General features: G+C 71.0%; 10 protein-coding genes. 7 read left to right on the top strand and 3 right to left on the bottom strand.

Going from position 1 to position 13,559, the window contains the following annotated elements; translation table 11 throughout:
- Nucleotides 1-6: 6 nt before the first annotated feature.
- The 3 genes from MRBLWH10_RS10820 (at nucleotide 7) to MRBLWH10_RS10810 (ending at nucleotide 2,441) form a co-directional block, all read left to right on the top strand.
- Nucleotides 7-594: a TetR/AcrR family transcriptional regulator gene (locus tag MRBLWH10_RS10820; protein ID WP_105676111.1), complete on the top strand. Its 588-nt coding sequence runs from the start codon at nucleotides 7-9 to the stop codon at nucleotides 592-594.
- A 106-nt stretch (nucleotides 595-700) separates the two neighbouring features.
- Nucleotides 701-1,351, top strand: a complete 651-nt coding sequence (locus MRBLWH10_RS10815; protein ID WP_341939859.1) for an alpha/beta fold hydrolase — start codon at nucleotides 701-703, stop codon at nucleotides 1,349-1,351.
- 106 nt (nucleotides 1,352-1,457) lie between these two features.
- On the top strand, nucleotides 1,458-2,441 hold the full coding sequence (locus MRBLWH10_RS10810) for a methyltransferase dimerization domain-containing protein (protein WP_341939857.1): 984 nt from the start codon (nucleotides 1,458-1,460) through the stop codon (nucleotides 2,439-2,441).
- Between the two features lie 322 nt (nucleotides 2,442-2,763).
- Here the strand turns inward: MRBLWH10_RS10810 and MRBLWH10_RS10805 are convergent, their stop codons facing one another.
- A complete protein-coding gene (locus MRBLWH10_RS10805) occupies nucleotides 2,764-4,086 on the bottom strand; it encodes an amidohydrolase family protein (protein WP_341939856.1) in 1,323 nt (440 codons plus the stop codon).
- 147 nt (nucleotides 4,087-4,233) lie between these two features.
- Between MRBLWH10_RS10805 and MRBLWH10_RS10800 the strand changes: the two genes are divergently transcribed.
- A complete protein-coding gene (locus MRBLWH10_RS10800) occupies nucleotides 4,234-5,682 on the top strand; it encodes a glyceraldehyde-3-phosphate dehydrogenase (RefSeq protein ID WP_105676119.1) in 1,449 nt (482 codons plus the stop codon).
- 37 nt (nucleotides 5,683-5,719) lie between these two features.
- Entirely contained in the window at nucleotides 5,720-6,787 is a 1,068-nt protein-coding gene (locus MRBLWH10_RS10795; protein ID WP_341939855.1) for a winged helix DNA-binding domain-containing protein, read from the top strand.
- A 30-nt stretch (nucleotides 6,788-6,817) separates the two neighbouring features.
- Here MRBLWH10_RS10795 and MRBLWH10_RS10790 read toward each other — a convergent pair whose 3' ends face one another.
- Nucleotides 6,818-8,260, bottom strand: coding sequence for an XRE family transcriptional regulator (locus MRBLWH10_RS10790; protein ID WP_105676123.1), 1,443 nt, complete (start codon nucleotides 8,258-8,260; stop codon nucleotides 6,818-6,820).
- Nucleotides 8,261-8,461: 201 nt separating this feature from the next.
- Here MRBLWH10_RS10790 and MRBLWH10_RS10785 point away from each other — a divergent pair, with 201 nt between their 5' ends.
- Together MRBLWH10_RS10785 and MRBLWH10_RS10780 are read left to right on the top strand one after the other, a co-directional pair.
- A complete protein-coding gene (locus tag MRBLWH10_RS10785; RefSeq protein ID WP_105676182.1) occupies nucleotides 8,462-10,234 on the top strand; it encodes a phosphoenolpyruvate carboxykinase (GTP) in 1,773 nt (590 codons plus the stop codon).
- Between the two features lie 191 nt (nucleotides 10,235-10,425).
- Nucleotides 10,426-11,583, top strand: coding sequence for a DUF4232 domain-containing protein (locus tag MRBLWH10_RS10780; RefSeq protein WP_341939854.1), 1,158 nt, complete (start codon nucleotides 10,426-10,428; stop codon nucleotides 11,581-11,583).
- A 75-nt stretch (nucleotides 11,584-11,658) separates the two neighbouring features.
- Here MRBLWH10_RS10780 and MRBLWH10_RS10775 read toward each other — a convergent pair whose 3' ends face one another.
- On the bottom strand, nucleotides 11,659-13,542 hold the full coding sequence (locus MRBLWH10_RS10775) for an ABC transporter ATP-binding protein (protein ID WP_341939853.1): 1,884 nt from the start codon (nucleotides 13,540-13,542) through the stop codon (nucleotides 11,659-11,661).
- Between the last annotated feature and the right edge of the window lie 17 nt (nucleotides 13,543-13,559).

Raw genomic sequence — 13,559 nt, 5'->3', positions numbered from 1 at the left:
GACGCCATGCCGAAGATCATCGATCACGACCAGCGTCGGCGGGACATCGTCGAGGTGGCGAAGAGCATCATCCTCAAGGGGGGCTTCGAGGCTGCCACCATGCGCAGCATCGCCGCGGAGGCGGGCTTCGCGAACGGGGCGCTGAAGCACTACTTCCCCGGCAAGGAGAGCATCGTCGCGGCGACGTTCGAGACGATCCTGCAGCAGATGGCCGAGGGCGTGGCCGCGGACACCGCGGAGTCGGCGTCGGCGGAGGACGCGCTGCGCGGGTGGCTGGAGGCGACGATCCCTCGGGATGCGGAGCAGATCGCGGCCGGTCGGGTGCTGCTCGCGCTGTGGGAGTACGCGATGTCGAACGAGTCCCTGGCGGAGCTGTACCGCAGCCACCTCGCGAACTGGCGCACCTCGTTGATCGCCCGCATGGAGGCGGCGCGCGACGAGGGGGCGATCCGAGAGCAGGACTACACGGCCGCGGCGAACGAGTACATCTCGGTCGCCGTCGGCGCGACCGTCATCAACCTCATGTACCCCGACGGCGACCGGGTCGCCGACTACCAGGCCTACATCGACCAGTTCCTGGCGCGGTTGCGCTAGTCGGAGCGCACGCCGCTCCGACGGCGGCGACGCGCCTGATCCGAGAGGACGGCGCGCCGTGACTCCTACCCTTTCCGTTCACCGCCGTCCCGGCTCTGGTCGCCCTGTGTTGTTCCTGCACGGCCTCGCGTCGTCCGGAGCCCTGGACTGGCCGGATGCCGAGTGGCAGGGCGTGCTCGGAGACCGACCGGCCCTCGTCGTCGATCTGCCGGCGCACGGCTCCAGCCCGGTGTCGGGGACGGTGCCGACGTCACGGGTGCTCGACGCCATCGCGTCCGCGGTGGGCGAGGAGGAGGTCGATCTCGTCGGCTACTCGCTCGGGGCACGGCTGGCGTGGGATCTCGCGCGGCATCCGTCCGTGCGGGTCCGACGGCTCGTGCTCGGCGGACTCGCTGCTGGCGAGCCCTTCGCCTCGGTGGATCTCGCGGCCGCGCGTTCGGCCCTCGACGGGGGAGCGTCTCCGGCGGATCCGCTGACCGGGATGATCCTGCACTTGGTCTCCCTCCCCGGCAATCGCGCCGGTGAGCTGCTCGATCTGATCGAGGGGCTGGCCGCCGAGCCCTTCACCCCCGCGAGCGGGGGCCCGACGCAGCCCGTCCTGCTGATCGGCGGCGCCGAGGACGGCATGGCCGCGGGCATCGACGACCTCGCCGCGCTGCTGCCGGATGCCGATGCGGTCCGGGTGCCCGGCGACCATCTCGCCGCACTGCATGCGCCGGAGTTCCGCGCCGCCGTGCGCGATTTCCTCGCGGACTGACGCGTGCGGTTCGCGTTCGGGGCTCTCCCCATCCTCAAATTCCTACAACTGTAGACACTCCTTGCACCTGAGCGCATCCTGCGCATCCTCACGAAAGGCACTCACCATGACGAACACCCCCGACGCCGCACGGATCCTGGACATCGCGACGGGCTACATGGCCTCGAAGCAGCTCTTCGAGGCGAGCCGGATCGGACTTTTCGCCGCCGTCGCTGGCGGCGCCGACACGGTCTCCGCGATCGCAGAGCGTTGCGGCGTGAGCGAGCGCATCGCCCGCATCCTCGCGGACGCGATGGCCGCGAAGGGGCTGCTCACGCGCGCCGACGGGGTCTACGGCGTGGCGCCGGATGCCGCGGCCTACCTCACCGGGGCGGACTCGGCGATCGACCTGGCGCCCTTCCTCACGTTCCTCGGCGAGATCAGCTACCCGCACTGGCTGCAGTTCTCGCACACCGTCGACACGACCGAGCCGGGCGACCTGCAGATGGACGATGCGCGCTGGGCGACGTTCATGGCCGGCGTGATGACCTACAACGCGCTGCACGCGCAGGAGTTCGGCCGCCTGGTCGACCTCGCGGGAGCCGCGAAGGCCCTCGACTTCGGCGGCCTCTCCGCCGGCTTCGCGCTCGCGGTCATGGCGCAGAACCCCGAGCTCCACACGACGTTCGTCTATGCTCCCGGTTTCGAGGGCGGCATCGCCGAGGCGATCGCGGAGGCGGGGGTCGCCGACCGGGCCGTGGTCGAGGTCGGCGACACGGCGACGGCGACGCCGCAGGGCGAGTACGACGCGGTGTTCGCGAACCACGTGATCCACCGCTTCAGCGCCGAGGAGAACGCGCAGATCTTCCGTAACCTGCGTGCCGCCGCGCGGACGGGGGCGACGCTGACGGTGCTGGACTTCTTCCTCGACGACGACGCCGAGCAGCGGGGCATCGACGCGCTGCACGCGGGCGAGTACCTCGTGATCGACGGCACGGTCGTGTACCCCGAGTCCGAGGTGCGCGGATGGCTGACGGATGCCGGATGGCAGGTGCGCGAGAAGATCGCGCTCCCCGCCAGCCCGCGCGTGCTCGTCGCCACCGCGGTGTGAATCTTCCCCGAGAGGGGAGCTGAGCTGGTCCGAGGGGGATCAGAGAGGCGGGCGGCACGCGAGAGCGTGTCGCCCGCCGTTTTCCTGGGGCGGGTGTCGTCGTCGCTGGCGCGTCGTCTCGTCGCTGCGCTCCTCGCTCAACGGCCGGGCTTCCTTCGCGGGGGTCGTTGAGCGAGCGGAGCGAGTCGAAACGCGGTGAGGGGTGCGCGCCCTCAGTCGCGGGGCTTCTCGGTCTTCGTCTCTGCGGGAGTTCGTCGGTCATCGCTTTCGCGGGTCGTTGAGCGAGCGGAGCGAGTCGAAACGCGGTGAGGTGCGCACGACCTCAGTCGCGCGCGAAGACCGTGCGTCCTTCGACGATGGTCCTGGCGACTCCGATCGACGCGAAGGCGCGGCCGGGCTCGAGGGGATCCTCGTCGAGGACGGTGAGGTCGGCGACCTTCCCCGGTTCGAGGGAGCCCTTCCATTCGGCGGCGCCGTCCTGGCGTGCGGCATCCGTCGTCATCCGGCGCAGCAGCGCCGTGCGGGTCGCGATGTCGTCCGAGCCGAGCAGATCGAGCGCGGCGTCGAGGCCGAGGCGCCAGTCGGGGGAGGCGATGGGCGCGTCGCTGGTGATCGTCGTGAGCACGCCCGACGACAGCATCTCGGCGAGCGGCCACGCCGCGGCGAGGCGCTCGGGACCCAGCTGGGCTCCCGCCCAGGCATGCGTGTGCGCGGCGATCATCGGCTGCACGGCGAAACCAGCCCCCACGGCGCGCAGCCGCGCGATCTGATCGTGCGTCGCGAGATCGCCGTGCACGACGTAGTGCGGTGCCCTCGGCGGGGCGGGCAGCGCTTCGAGGACGCGCAGGAACTCCTCGATCGAGCGGTCGCCCGTGGCATGCACGGCGACCTGCAGGCCGCCGCCCGCCGCGAGCTCGATCATGCGGCGGAAGGCCGCGAGCGGGTCGTCGCCGCGGGTGAGGAGGTGGCCCGTCGATCCGTCGGCGTAGGGTTCGCACACCCAGGCGGTGGCCATCGGGGGGATGCCGTCGGCGAAGATCTTGACGCCGGGGATCGAGAGCCATCGCGCGTCGGTCTCCGGCGCGGGGGAGTGGATGCCGCGTTCGAAGTCCGCGAGCGTGCTCTCGCCGTCGATCGTGCCGAAGAGCCGCAGCAGGGTGACCCGTGAGGTCTGCGCGCCCTCGCGGTGCAGGGCGACGTAGGCGTCGAGCATGTCGGTGCCGAAGCATCCGGTCTCGCCGTCGTCCTCTCCGGGGCCGATGCCCGGCTCGGTGTAGCTCGTGATGCCGAGCTCGGCGAGGAGGCTCCACGCGTGCCGCAGGGCGGCGCGGCGCTCGGCGGCGGTCGACACGAGGGTGCCGGACGGCTGATGCTCCGGCGGCGTGTCGGAGAAGAAGAGGTGCGGCCAGCGGGCTCCCAGCCAGGCGGCGTGCAGGTGGGCGTCGTTGATGCCGGGGACGACGGTGCGGCCGTCGAGCTCGACGGTCGAGGGGGCTCGCAGGGCCTCGGCATCTGCGTCGAGCGCGACGATGCGTCCCCCGCGGACGGCCAGGGCGGATGCCGTCGTGCCCGCAGCGTCGAAGGTGCGGATGCGTCCACCGCGGATGATCAGATCGGCGTCGTCGCCGGCGACTGTCGTACTCATTATTCCACCAGCGTAGACGAAAAGATTCCGCAGCGCGAGAGGATTCGCGAGGGCGTGTCGGCGGCGCGTACCCTGGTATCACCCCCGAAGCTCACCCGGCAATTCCGCGCGCCGGCGACCCCTCGGCGCGCCCACACAGATGCAAGGATGCAGATGACCGACGCACAGCGCGACGACTGGACCGCCCGAGAAGAACTCGCCGAGCGGATGATCCCCCTCATCGGCGCGCTCAAGCGCGAGCACGACGTGATCACGTCTCTGCACGGGCACCGCCTGCTCGGGCTCTCGGCCACGGGCATCGTCGAGGTGCACGACCGCGTCGAGCGGCTCGGCCACGCCCCGCTCGCCCTCGACGACACGCTCGCCGTGCTGGAGGCCGTGCACGCGCTGACCCCCGGCGCCTCCTCCCTCGACGTCGCCCGTCTCGCCGAGGGGCATGCGGACAGCGGCCAGGAGCTCAGCGCCTACCTCGAAGAGGTGCTCGCCCCCGCGGTCGGCGCCGTCGCCGCAGAGCCCACCGATGTCGTGCTGTACGGCTTCGGCCGCATCGGGCGCCTGCTCGCCCGCATCCTCATCGCCCACACCGGCGGCGGCAGCGGGCTCCGCCTGCGCGCCATCGTCGTGCGCCGCGGTTCGGAGAACGACCTCGTCAAGCGCGCCTCGCTGCTCCTGCACGACTCGGTGCACGGACGGTTCGCCGGCTCCGTCACCGTGGATGAGGAGGCCGAGCAGATCATCGCCAACGGCACCCGCATCCAGGTGATCTACTCCGACGACCCCGGCGCCATCGACTACACGGCGTACGGCATCCACGACGCGATCGTCGTCGACAACACCGGACGCTGGCGCGACGAGGCCGGTCTCTCGCAGCACCTGAACTCCACGGGCGTCGCACGCGTGCTGCTCACCGCACCGGGGAAGAGCCCGCTCAAGAACATCGTGCACGGCATCAACGACGGCGTCATCGACGATGCGGACCGCATCCTGTCCGCCGCATCCTGCACCACCAACGCGATCACGCCGGTGCTCGCCGCGATCGACGAGGCCTACGGCGTGGTCAAGGGGCACGTCGAGACGGTCCACTCGTTCACGAACGATCAGAACCTCATCGACAACTTCCACAAGGGCGACCGTCGAGGCCGCTCCGCGGTGCTCAACATGGTCATCACGGAGACCGGGGCCGCGAAGGCCGTCGCCAAGGCGCTGCCGCAGCTGGAGGGCAAGCTCACGGGCAGCTCCATCCGCGTTCCCACCCCCGACGTGTCGCTCGCGGTGCTCCACCTCACGATCGCGCGCCCCGCCACGAAGGACCAGGTCAACGACTACCTCCGACGCGTCTCCCTGCACTCGCGCCTGCGCCAGCAGATCGACTACGTGGAGTCGCCAGAGGTGGTCTCGACCGACTTCGTGGGCTCGCACCGCGCCGGGATCGTCGACGGTCTCGCCACGATCGCCGACGAGGACACGCTGATCCTCTACGTCTGGTACGACAACGAGTTCGGATACTCCTGCCAGGTGATCCGCGTGCTGGAGACGATGGCGGGGTCGCACCCCGTCGTGCTGCCGGCGCGCCGCACGGTGACGCTCGAGGGCTGAGCGGGCGGATGTCGGCGCCGCACGGCAGTATGGGGGCATGACGCCCAGCGCCCTGCTGTCCGAACGGCTCCGCTCCCACAGGCTCACAGCGCCCGCGCGCACCGTGACGGATGCCGCCTCGCACATGCTCGCGGTGCAGGGGCAGGAGTTCCTCGCCGGCCGGTGGGCTCTCGGCATCCGCACGAGCGGAGCGCCCGCGCTCTCCGCGGTCGACAGGGCTTTCGCGCGCGGCGAGCTCGTGCGGTCGTGGACGATGCGGGGAACGCTGCACATCATCCCCGCCGCCGACCTGCGCTGGGTGCTCTCGATCACCGGCGAGCGGCAGCGCAAGCAGGTCGCGGGCAGGCACCGGGAGCTCGGCATCGACGGGGAGATGCTCGCCCGTGTCGGAGGGGCACTTCGAGAGCGCCTCGCCGACGGCGGCAGAACGCGGGCGCAGCTGCTCGACGACATCGCGGCGCTGGGCATCGACCCGTCGGCGCAGCGCGGGGTGCACCTCATCGGCGCGCTGTGCGTCGACGGCGTCCTCGTGCAGGGGCCGGTGGTTGCGCGCGACGGAGCGGTCGGACGTGAGCAGCTGTTCGTGCTGGCCGATGAGCACCTGCCCGATGCCGTCGCGCCGGACGACCCGCTGGCGGAGTTCTTCGTGCGCTACATCGACGGCCACGGCCCCGCGGGCGCCGCGGACTTCGCGTGGTGGTCGGGGCTGACCCTCGGCGCGGCTCGCGAGGCGGTCGAGCGCGCCCGGCATCGCGTCACCGAGGTCGAGGAGGGGCTCTTCGTCTCCGCCGTGCGGCCGCGCCGTGGTCGTGGGGTCGATGACGCCGAGCTGCGCGCACTGCCGATGTTCGACGAGTACTACATCTCCTACGCAGACCGCACCCCTGTCGCCGATGCCGACGCCATGGCGCGCATCGGCCCAGGCAAGAACGGGATGGTGAGGGCGAGCCTGCTCGCGGGCGGGCGCATCGCCGGAGCATGGACCCACTCCGCCGCCGTGGGGCGGCACCGCGATGCGCCGATCGCCGAGCCCTTCGACGCGGCGCTGGATCCGGATGCCGTCGACGCGGCGCTCAGCCGGTACGGCGACTTCGTCGCCCGCTGATCCCTCTTCGCGTCGACGCGTCGTCAGGGCTCACTCGTCGGCGTGCCGCCCGAGGAAGTTGTAGACCTCGTTGTCGTCGACACCGGGGAAGGCGCCGCGGGGGAGCGGCGAGAACATGTGCGTGTGCACGCGGGCGCTCGGCCACGCCTTCCCGCTCCAGCGCTCAGCGAGGTCGGACGGAGGCCGGCGGCAGCACGCCTCGTCGGGGCAGGTCGAGACGGCGCGGTCTGCGGTCTCCCGCCCGCGCCACCAGCGCGCGTCGTCGAACGGCACGCCGACCGTCACCGAGAACTCGCCGTCGGTCGCCGAGCCGGTCTGCGTGGAGCACCAGAACGTCCCGGAGGGGGTGTCGGTGTACTGGTGGTGCTCCGTGGTGCGGTTCTGCTGCGTGAACGCACCGCGCGCCTGGAACTTGCGGCACACGCGCTGCCCCTCGACGGCGCCCGTGACGTCCATGGGCAGCGGCAGGTCGTCGTTCTCGTAGACGCGGGTGATCGCGCCGTTCGCCGCGACGCGCAGGAAATGCAGCGGCATCCCCAGGTGCTGCGTGAGCAGGTTCGTCATCCGCATGCCCGCCGCCTCGTGCGTGACGCCGAACGCGTCGCGGAAGTCCTCGACCGCGAGGTTGCGGTCCTTCTTCGCCTGCTGCAGGAAGGCGACGGATGCCGTCTCCGGCATGAGGCAGCATGCCGCGAAGTAGTTGATCTCCAGGCGCTGCTGCAGGAAGTCCGCGTAGTCGGTGGGGGGCGTGTGGCCGAGCAGTCGGTGGGCCATCGCCTGCAAGGCCATCGACCGCAGGCCGTGACCGCCGGGGATGGACGCAGGGGGCAGGTAGATCCGTCCGTTCTCGAGGTCGGTGACCGACCTCGTCGAGTGGGGAAGATCGGTCACGTAGATGAGCTCGAACCCGAGCTTCTCGGCCATGATGCTCACCGTGCGGTGGGTGAGCGCGCCCTGCACGTGCCCTGCGGCCCGCAGATGCTTCTCGGCGAGCTTCTCGATGTCGGCGAGGTAGTTGTGCTGGGCGCGCATGCGCAGGCGCAGCTCGGTGTTCGCCCTGCGCGCCTCCTCGGGGGTCGCGATGGCCTCGCGCTCGCGGCGCTGCAGCTCGCGGTGCAGCCCCAGCAGCGACTCGATCGTCTCGTCGCTCATGCCCTTCGTGACGCGGACGGGTGCGATGCCCAGCTGGCGGAACACCGGGCTCTCCTGCGCGCGCTCGAGCTCGATCTCCAGGGCGGCGCGGCGGTTCGGCGGCTCTCCCGAGATGAGGTCGGTGACCTCGGTGCGGGTGGCCTGCGCGATCGCCTGCAGCAGGGAGAGCTTCGGCTCGCGCTTGCCGTTCTCGATGAGGCTCAGCTGGGAGCCGGCGACGCCGACCAGGGCGCCGAGCTCATCGAGGGTGTAGCCGTTCTCCAGCCGGTGGTGACGGATGCGGTGGCCGAGGGTCGTGAGGTGGATGCCGGAGGTCGCCATTCCTTGATCCTATCGAAAGAATGGAGATTCTTATCGCCAGATTCGTCAGAAAATCGCCCTCAACCCAGAAGAAGATGGATGCAACGCCCCCCACTCAAAGGAGCAGCAGTCATGGCCATCGCCGAGATCTTCACCCCTCGAGCAGCATCCGTCGCCCCCGCGCGCACGTTCGGGACGGCGCCGACCTACGACACCCCCGCGATGGCGGAGCTGACCGCCTGGGTCGACGAGATCGCCGCTCTCACGCAGCCCGACAGCATCCACTGGGTCGACGGCTCTCGCGCCGAGAACGACCGGCTGCTGCGCGGACTGGTCGACGAGGGCAAGATCATCAAGCTCAACCCCGAGTGGCGCCCCGGCTCCTACCTCGCCCGCTCGCACCCCAGCGACGTTGCCCGCACCGAGGGCCGCACGTTCATCTCCTCCGAGCGCGAAGAGGATGCCGGCCCTACGAACAACTGGGCCGCCCCCGCCGAGATGCGCGAGAAGATGACCGAGATCTTCGAGGGATCGATGCGCGGTCGCACCATGTACGTCGTGCCGTTCTCGATGGGCCCGGTCGGCGGCCCGCTGTCGCACATCGGCGTCCAGGTCACCGACAGCGCCTACGCCGTCGCCTCGATCGGCATCATGACGCGCGTCGGCGACGCCGTCACCCGCCAGATCGCCGAGGGCGCGCCGTGGGTCAAGACGGTCCACTCCGTCGGAGCCCCGCTGGAGCCTGGACAGGCCGACGTCGAGTGGCCGTGCAACGAGGAGAAGTACATCGTGCACTTCCCGGACACGCTCGAGGTCTACTCGTTCGGCTCGGGCTACGGCGGCAACGCGATCCTCGCGAAGAAGTGCTTCGCCCTGCGCATCGCCTCGGTGATCGCCCGCGACGAGGGCTGGCTCGCCGAGCACATGCTGCTCATCCGCGTGATCGACCCCGCAGGCACGGCGTACCACGTGGCCGCGGCGTTCCCCTCCGCCTGCGGCAAGACGAACCTCGCCATGCTCCGCCCGACGATCCCCGGCTGGAAGGTGGAGACCCTCGGCGACGACATCGCGTGGATCCGCCCGGGTGAGGACGGCCGCATGTGGGCCATCAACCCCGAGGCCGGCTTCTTCGGCGTCGCACCCGGAACCGGCGAGTCGACCAACGTCACCGCGGTCGAGACCCTTTGGGGCAACACGATCTTCACGAACGTGGCGCTCCGCCCCGACGGCGACGTCTGGTGGGAGGGTCTGACCGACGAGGCGCCGGCGAACCTCATCGACTGGGAGGGCAACGAGTGGACGCCCGACTCGGGACGCCCCGCCGCGCACCCGAACTCGCGCTTCACGGTGTCGGCCGCGCAGTGCCCGCAGATCTCGGAGGACTGGGAGGCGGCGGTGCCGCTCGACGTCATCCTCTTCGGCGGACGCCGCGCGAGCAACGTCCCGCTCGTCGTCGAGGCGACCGACTGGACGCACGGCGTGTTCCTCGGATCGAACATCTCGTCCGAGCGCACGGCCGCCGCCGAGGGCACGGTGGGCGAGCTGCGCCGCGACCCCTTCGCGATGCTCCCGTTCTGCGGATACAACATGGCCGACTACTTCGGGCACTGGCTGAAGGTCGGACGCACGCTCCGCTTCGACCGCGCGCCGCGGATCTTCCAGGTCAACTGGTTCCGCCGCGGCTCCGACGGCCGGTTCCTGTGGCCCGGATTCGGCGACAACTCGCGCGTCATCGACTGGATCATCCGCCGCATCTCCGGTGAGGTCACCGCGGTCGACAGCCCCATCGGCCGTCTGCCCCGCACGGAGGACCTCAACCTCGACGGACTCGACGTCCCCGAGGCGGACCTCGAGGAGCTGTTCTCGGTCGACGCCGAGGCGTGGAAGACCGAGGCCGACCTCACGGAGGCGTTCTACGACACCTTCGGCGACAAGCTGCCCGCTGCGCTGCGCGCCGAGCTGGCATCGCTGCGCTACAGGCTGTCGAACGCCTGACACGGACGGGGCGCCGCCATCGGGGGATACGGCGCCCTCCTTTCCGCCAAGGCGGGATGCTCGAGACGAACCCATGGCTGAGTGGTCTCCGGCATCCCGCCTTCGCGCATGCGGAATCCCCGGACCGGGGAGTTCACGGCGATAGGGTCGTGATATCCGCGGTCCGCGCGGTGCTGCCGGGGGGAAGTGCGATGCGTCGAGGTCTGATCGGGGGCGGCGTGCTCGCCGTCCTGTGGTTCTTCTGCGGCTGGCTGCCGTACGTCCTGTCCGGGGCGGGCGGGAGCCTGGCGACGCTCGGGCAGCTGCTCCCGTCGCCGATGCGATGGGGCATGTTCGGGAGCCCCGTGGGCTGGGCGATCGTCGAGCACGTGCTGACGCTCGTCGTGCTCGTCGGCGGGTTCGCGCTGCTCGCCTCCTGGTTCTCGACGAGCAGGGAGTCGACGGCGACGGGACGCACCGCTTTCGCGGCCGCCTGGCTCGCCGCGGTGCTGACGGCCTTCGCGATCGGCGCCGCCCTGGATCTGGGCAGCGTCGCATCGGCGATCAGCTGGTCGGGCATCAGGGGCGCCGCGGGGAGCACGGGGTTCACGATGTCGACGACCTGGTGGGCGGCGCTGGTCGGCTGGCTCCCCGCTCTGGTCTTCCTCAAGGCAGGGCGGGGGCGGGAGGCGGATGCCACCCCTGCCGAGCGTCTCCGGTCTCGGAGCGTGGTGCTGGCGGCCGTCGTCGCGGTCGCGCTGGTCGCGCTGCCCGTCGCGGCCGAGGCCGGGAACAACGCGGCGCAGGAGCAGCTGAGACAGGACCAGGCCGCGGCCGAGGTCGAGGCTCAGGAACTGGCCGATCCCGACGGCGCCGCTCCGCGAGACCCCGATGCGCCGGGCGAGCCGGTGCCTGCAGCAGCCCCGGCCGAGGGGGCGGCACCCGACGGCGCGTGCACCGCGGAGGACACGTTCTTGACCGCCCCGGGGACCGACGCCGCGACCGGGCATCGCGGTCAGTGGATCCAGCTCGTGAACGTCTCCGAGGAGCCGTGCGTCGTCGAGGGGTATCCCGATGTCGCGTACGGCGACCAGAACGGGCATCTGCTCGACGTGATCGTCGAGCACGGGGGCGCGTTCATGGCGCAGGACCCTGGACCCGCACCCGTCACCCTCCAGCCCGGCGAGACGGCCTCCGCCGTCATCGGCTGGGACGCGAACTCGGTGAACGGTCAGCTCGCCGCGCGCAGCGTGTGGATCGCCGTGCGTCCGGGGGAGCTGCGGTCCGCCACGGACATCTCACTCGACATCATCCCCGGTGCGACCGTGCACGTGACGGCCTGGCAGATCGCCGCTCCTTCCGGGAGCTGAGCCGACCGGCCGAGCTGTCGCGCTGGGCACCGACCGACGCGGCAGTCCGCGTTCGGCGGCGTGCGCCGGCCGGACTCAGGCCAGCAGCTGGTGACGGGCGAGGTCGCGGTACAGGGGAGTCGACTCGACCAGCTCGGCGTGCGTGCCGGTGCCGGCGACCACGCCGTCCTGCAGCACGATGATCTGATCGCTGTCGACGACGGTCGACAGTCGGTGCGCGATCACGACCAGGGTGCGGTCCGTCGAGACCGCGTCGATGGCCTCGCGCATGCGCTGCTCGTTCACGCCGTCGAGCGACGAGGTCGACTCGTCGAGGAGCAGGATCGGCGCGTCGGTGAGCAGTGCCCGCGCGATGGCGAGACGCTGGCGCTCGCCGCCGGAGAGCATCACGCCGTCCTCGCCGACGGGGGCGTCGAGACCGAGGGGATCGCGCTCCAGCACTTCGCCGAGGTTGACCGCGCGCAGCACACGCACGCAGTCGGCGTCTGATGCCGTCGGGGCCGCGAGGCGCAGGTTGTCCGCCAGCGTTCCGGCGAGGGTCGGGGCGTCCTGCTCGACGTAGCCGAACTGCGCGCGCAGCTCGTCGCGCGGATAGGTGCGGGCGTCGTGTCCGTGGAGTCGGATCGACCCTCCGGTGGGGTCGTAGAAGCGCTCCAGCAGCGAGAGGATTGTGCTCTTGCCGGCGCCGCTCGGGCCCACGAGAGCCACGCGGGCGCCGCGGGGCACCGTGAAGGACACGCCGCGGAGGACCTCGCGGGAAGGTGAGGGCGCCGGGTCGTCCGCCGACTCCAGGTGCGCGTCGGCGAGCAGGGTCCGCGCCTCGCGCGCGGCCTTCTCCCGAGCGGCGACGACGTTCTCCGGGTAGCGGAAGCGCACGTCGCGGAACTCGACGGCGGGCGCGGCGGCATCCGTCTCTTCGCGGGGGACGGATGCCGCGATGGCCTCGTCGTCCTGCGTCTCGGTCGGCAGGTCGAGGACCTCCTGGATGCGTCCGAGCGCGCCCAGCGCCTGGTTCACCGACGTGATCGCGCCGAACGTGGTGGCGAGCGGCATGACCAGCATGAAGAGGAACATGATGAAGGTGATCAGGGAGGCGATCGTGATCGTGCCCGCGGCGACACGGAAGCCGCCGACTCCCAGGACCACGAGCAGCGACAGCTGCAGGGCGATGCCGGCGATCGGCACGACGAGCGAGGAGATCTTCGCGATCCGCACGCCGATGCCGTACGCGTCGGCGGCGAGTGCGGACACGTTCTCGGTCTCGCGCTCGGTGGCGCCGGAGGCGCGCACGGTGCGGATCGAGCCCACCGCACGCTCGACGCCGGAGGCGAGCTCGCCCACCTTGACCTGCTGCGCGGTGGACGCGGTGCGGATCCGTCCGCTCAGGGCCACGACGACGATGACGGACACGCCGATCACGATCACGATGAGCAGCAGGAGCAGGGGGTCGATCAGCAGCATCGCGATCAGGGCGCCGACGAACAGGATCGCGCTCCCGACGGCATCCGCGAGGCCCTGCGTCAGCACGGCGTAGAGGAGCGTGGTGTCGGTGCCGACGCGCGAGACGAGATCCCCGGTGCGGCGGGCGTCGAACTCGCTGATCGGCAGGTGCAGGATGCGGGCGATGAGCTTGCGGCGGCTCGAGTGGACGACCGCGGTGCCCGTGCGCTGGAGGAGGTAGTGCTGGTAGCCCGAGATGATCGAGGAGACGACGACGAACCCGATGAGCAGCCAGATCAGGATGCCGAGGCCGCTGTTCGACTGCACGGCCTCGATGACCTGGCCGACGAGGAGGGGCTGGACGAGCGAGGTCGCGGCGCCGAACACGCTGAGCACGGCGACGACGATCAGCGTGCGCTTGTGCTCGAAGAGGAAGGGGAGGAGCTGGCGGAACGTGGCGCGGGGACCGTCTTGCGGCGCGCCGCGTCCGCGTCGGCGTGTCGTCGCCGTGCTGGACATGCGGAACCTCGATCTGA

Source organism: Microbacterium sp. LWH10-1.2 (genome assembly GCF_038397765.1).
Lineage (GTDB): Bacteria > Actinomycetota > Actinomycetes > Actinomycetales > Microbacteriaceae > Microbacterium > Microbacterium natoriense.
This window is presented reverse-complemented; position numbering and strand designations above follow the sequence as displayed.

What these genes read in the sequence shown, in the direction of transcription:
- MRBLWH10_RS10805 (WP_341939856.1), bottom strand. Translation starts at nt 4,086, where the DNA reads ATGAGTACGACAGTCGCCGGCGACGACGCCGATCTGATCATCCGCGGT.
- MRBLWH10_RS10775 (WP_341939853.1), bottom strand. Translation starts at nt 13,542, where the DNA reads ATGTCCAGCACGGCGACGACACGCCGACGCGGACGCGGCGCGCCGCAA.
- MRBLWH10_RS10795 (WP_341939855.1), top strand. Translation starts at nt 5,720, where the DNA reads ATGACGCCCAGCGCCCTGCTGTCCGAACGGCTCCGCTCCCACAGGCTC.
- MRBLWH10_RS10785 (WP_105676182.1), top strand. Translation starts at nt 8,462, where the DNA reads ATGGCGGAGCTGACCGCCTGGGTCGACGAGATCGCCGCTCTCACGCAG.
- MRBLWH10_RS10780 (WP_341939854.1), top strand. Translation starts at nt 10,426, where the DNA reads ATGCGTCGAGGTCTGATCGGGGGCGGCGTGCTCGCCGTCCTGTGGTTC.
- MRBLWH10_RS10790 (WP_105676123.1), bottom strand. Translation starts at nt 8,260, where the DNA reads ATGGCGACCTCCGGCATCCACCTCACGACCCTCGGCCACCGCATCCGT.
- MRBLWH10_RS10820 (WP_105676111.1), top strand. Translation starts at nt 7, where the DNA reads ATGCCGAAGATCATCGATCACGACCAGCGTCGGCGGGACATCGTCGAG.
- MRBLWH10_RS10800 (WP_105676119.1), top strand. Translation starts at nt 4,234, where the DNA reads ATGCAGATGACCGACGCACAGCGCGACGACTGGACCGCCCGAGAAGAA.
- MRBLWH10_RS10810 (WP_341939857.1), top strand. Translation starts at nt 1,458, where the DNA reads ATGACGAACACCCCCGACGCCGCACGGATCCTGGACATCGCGACGGGC.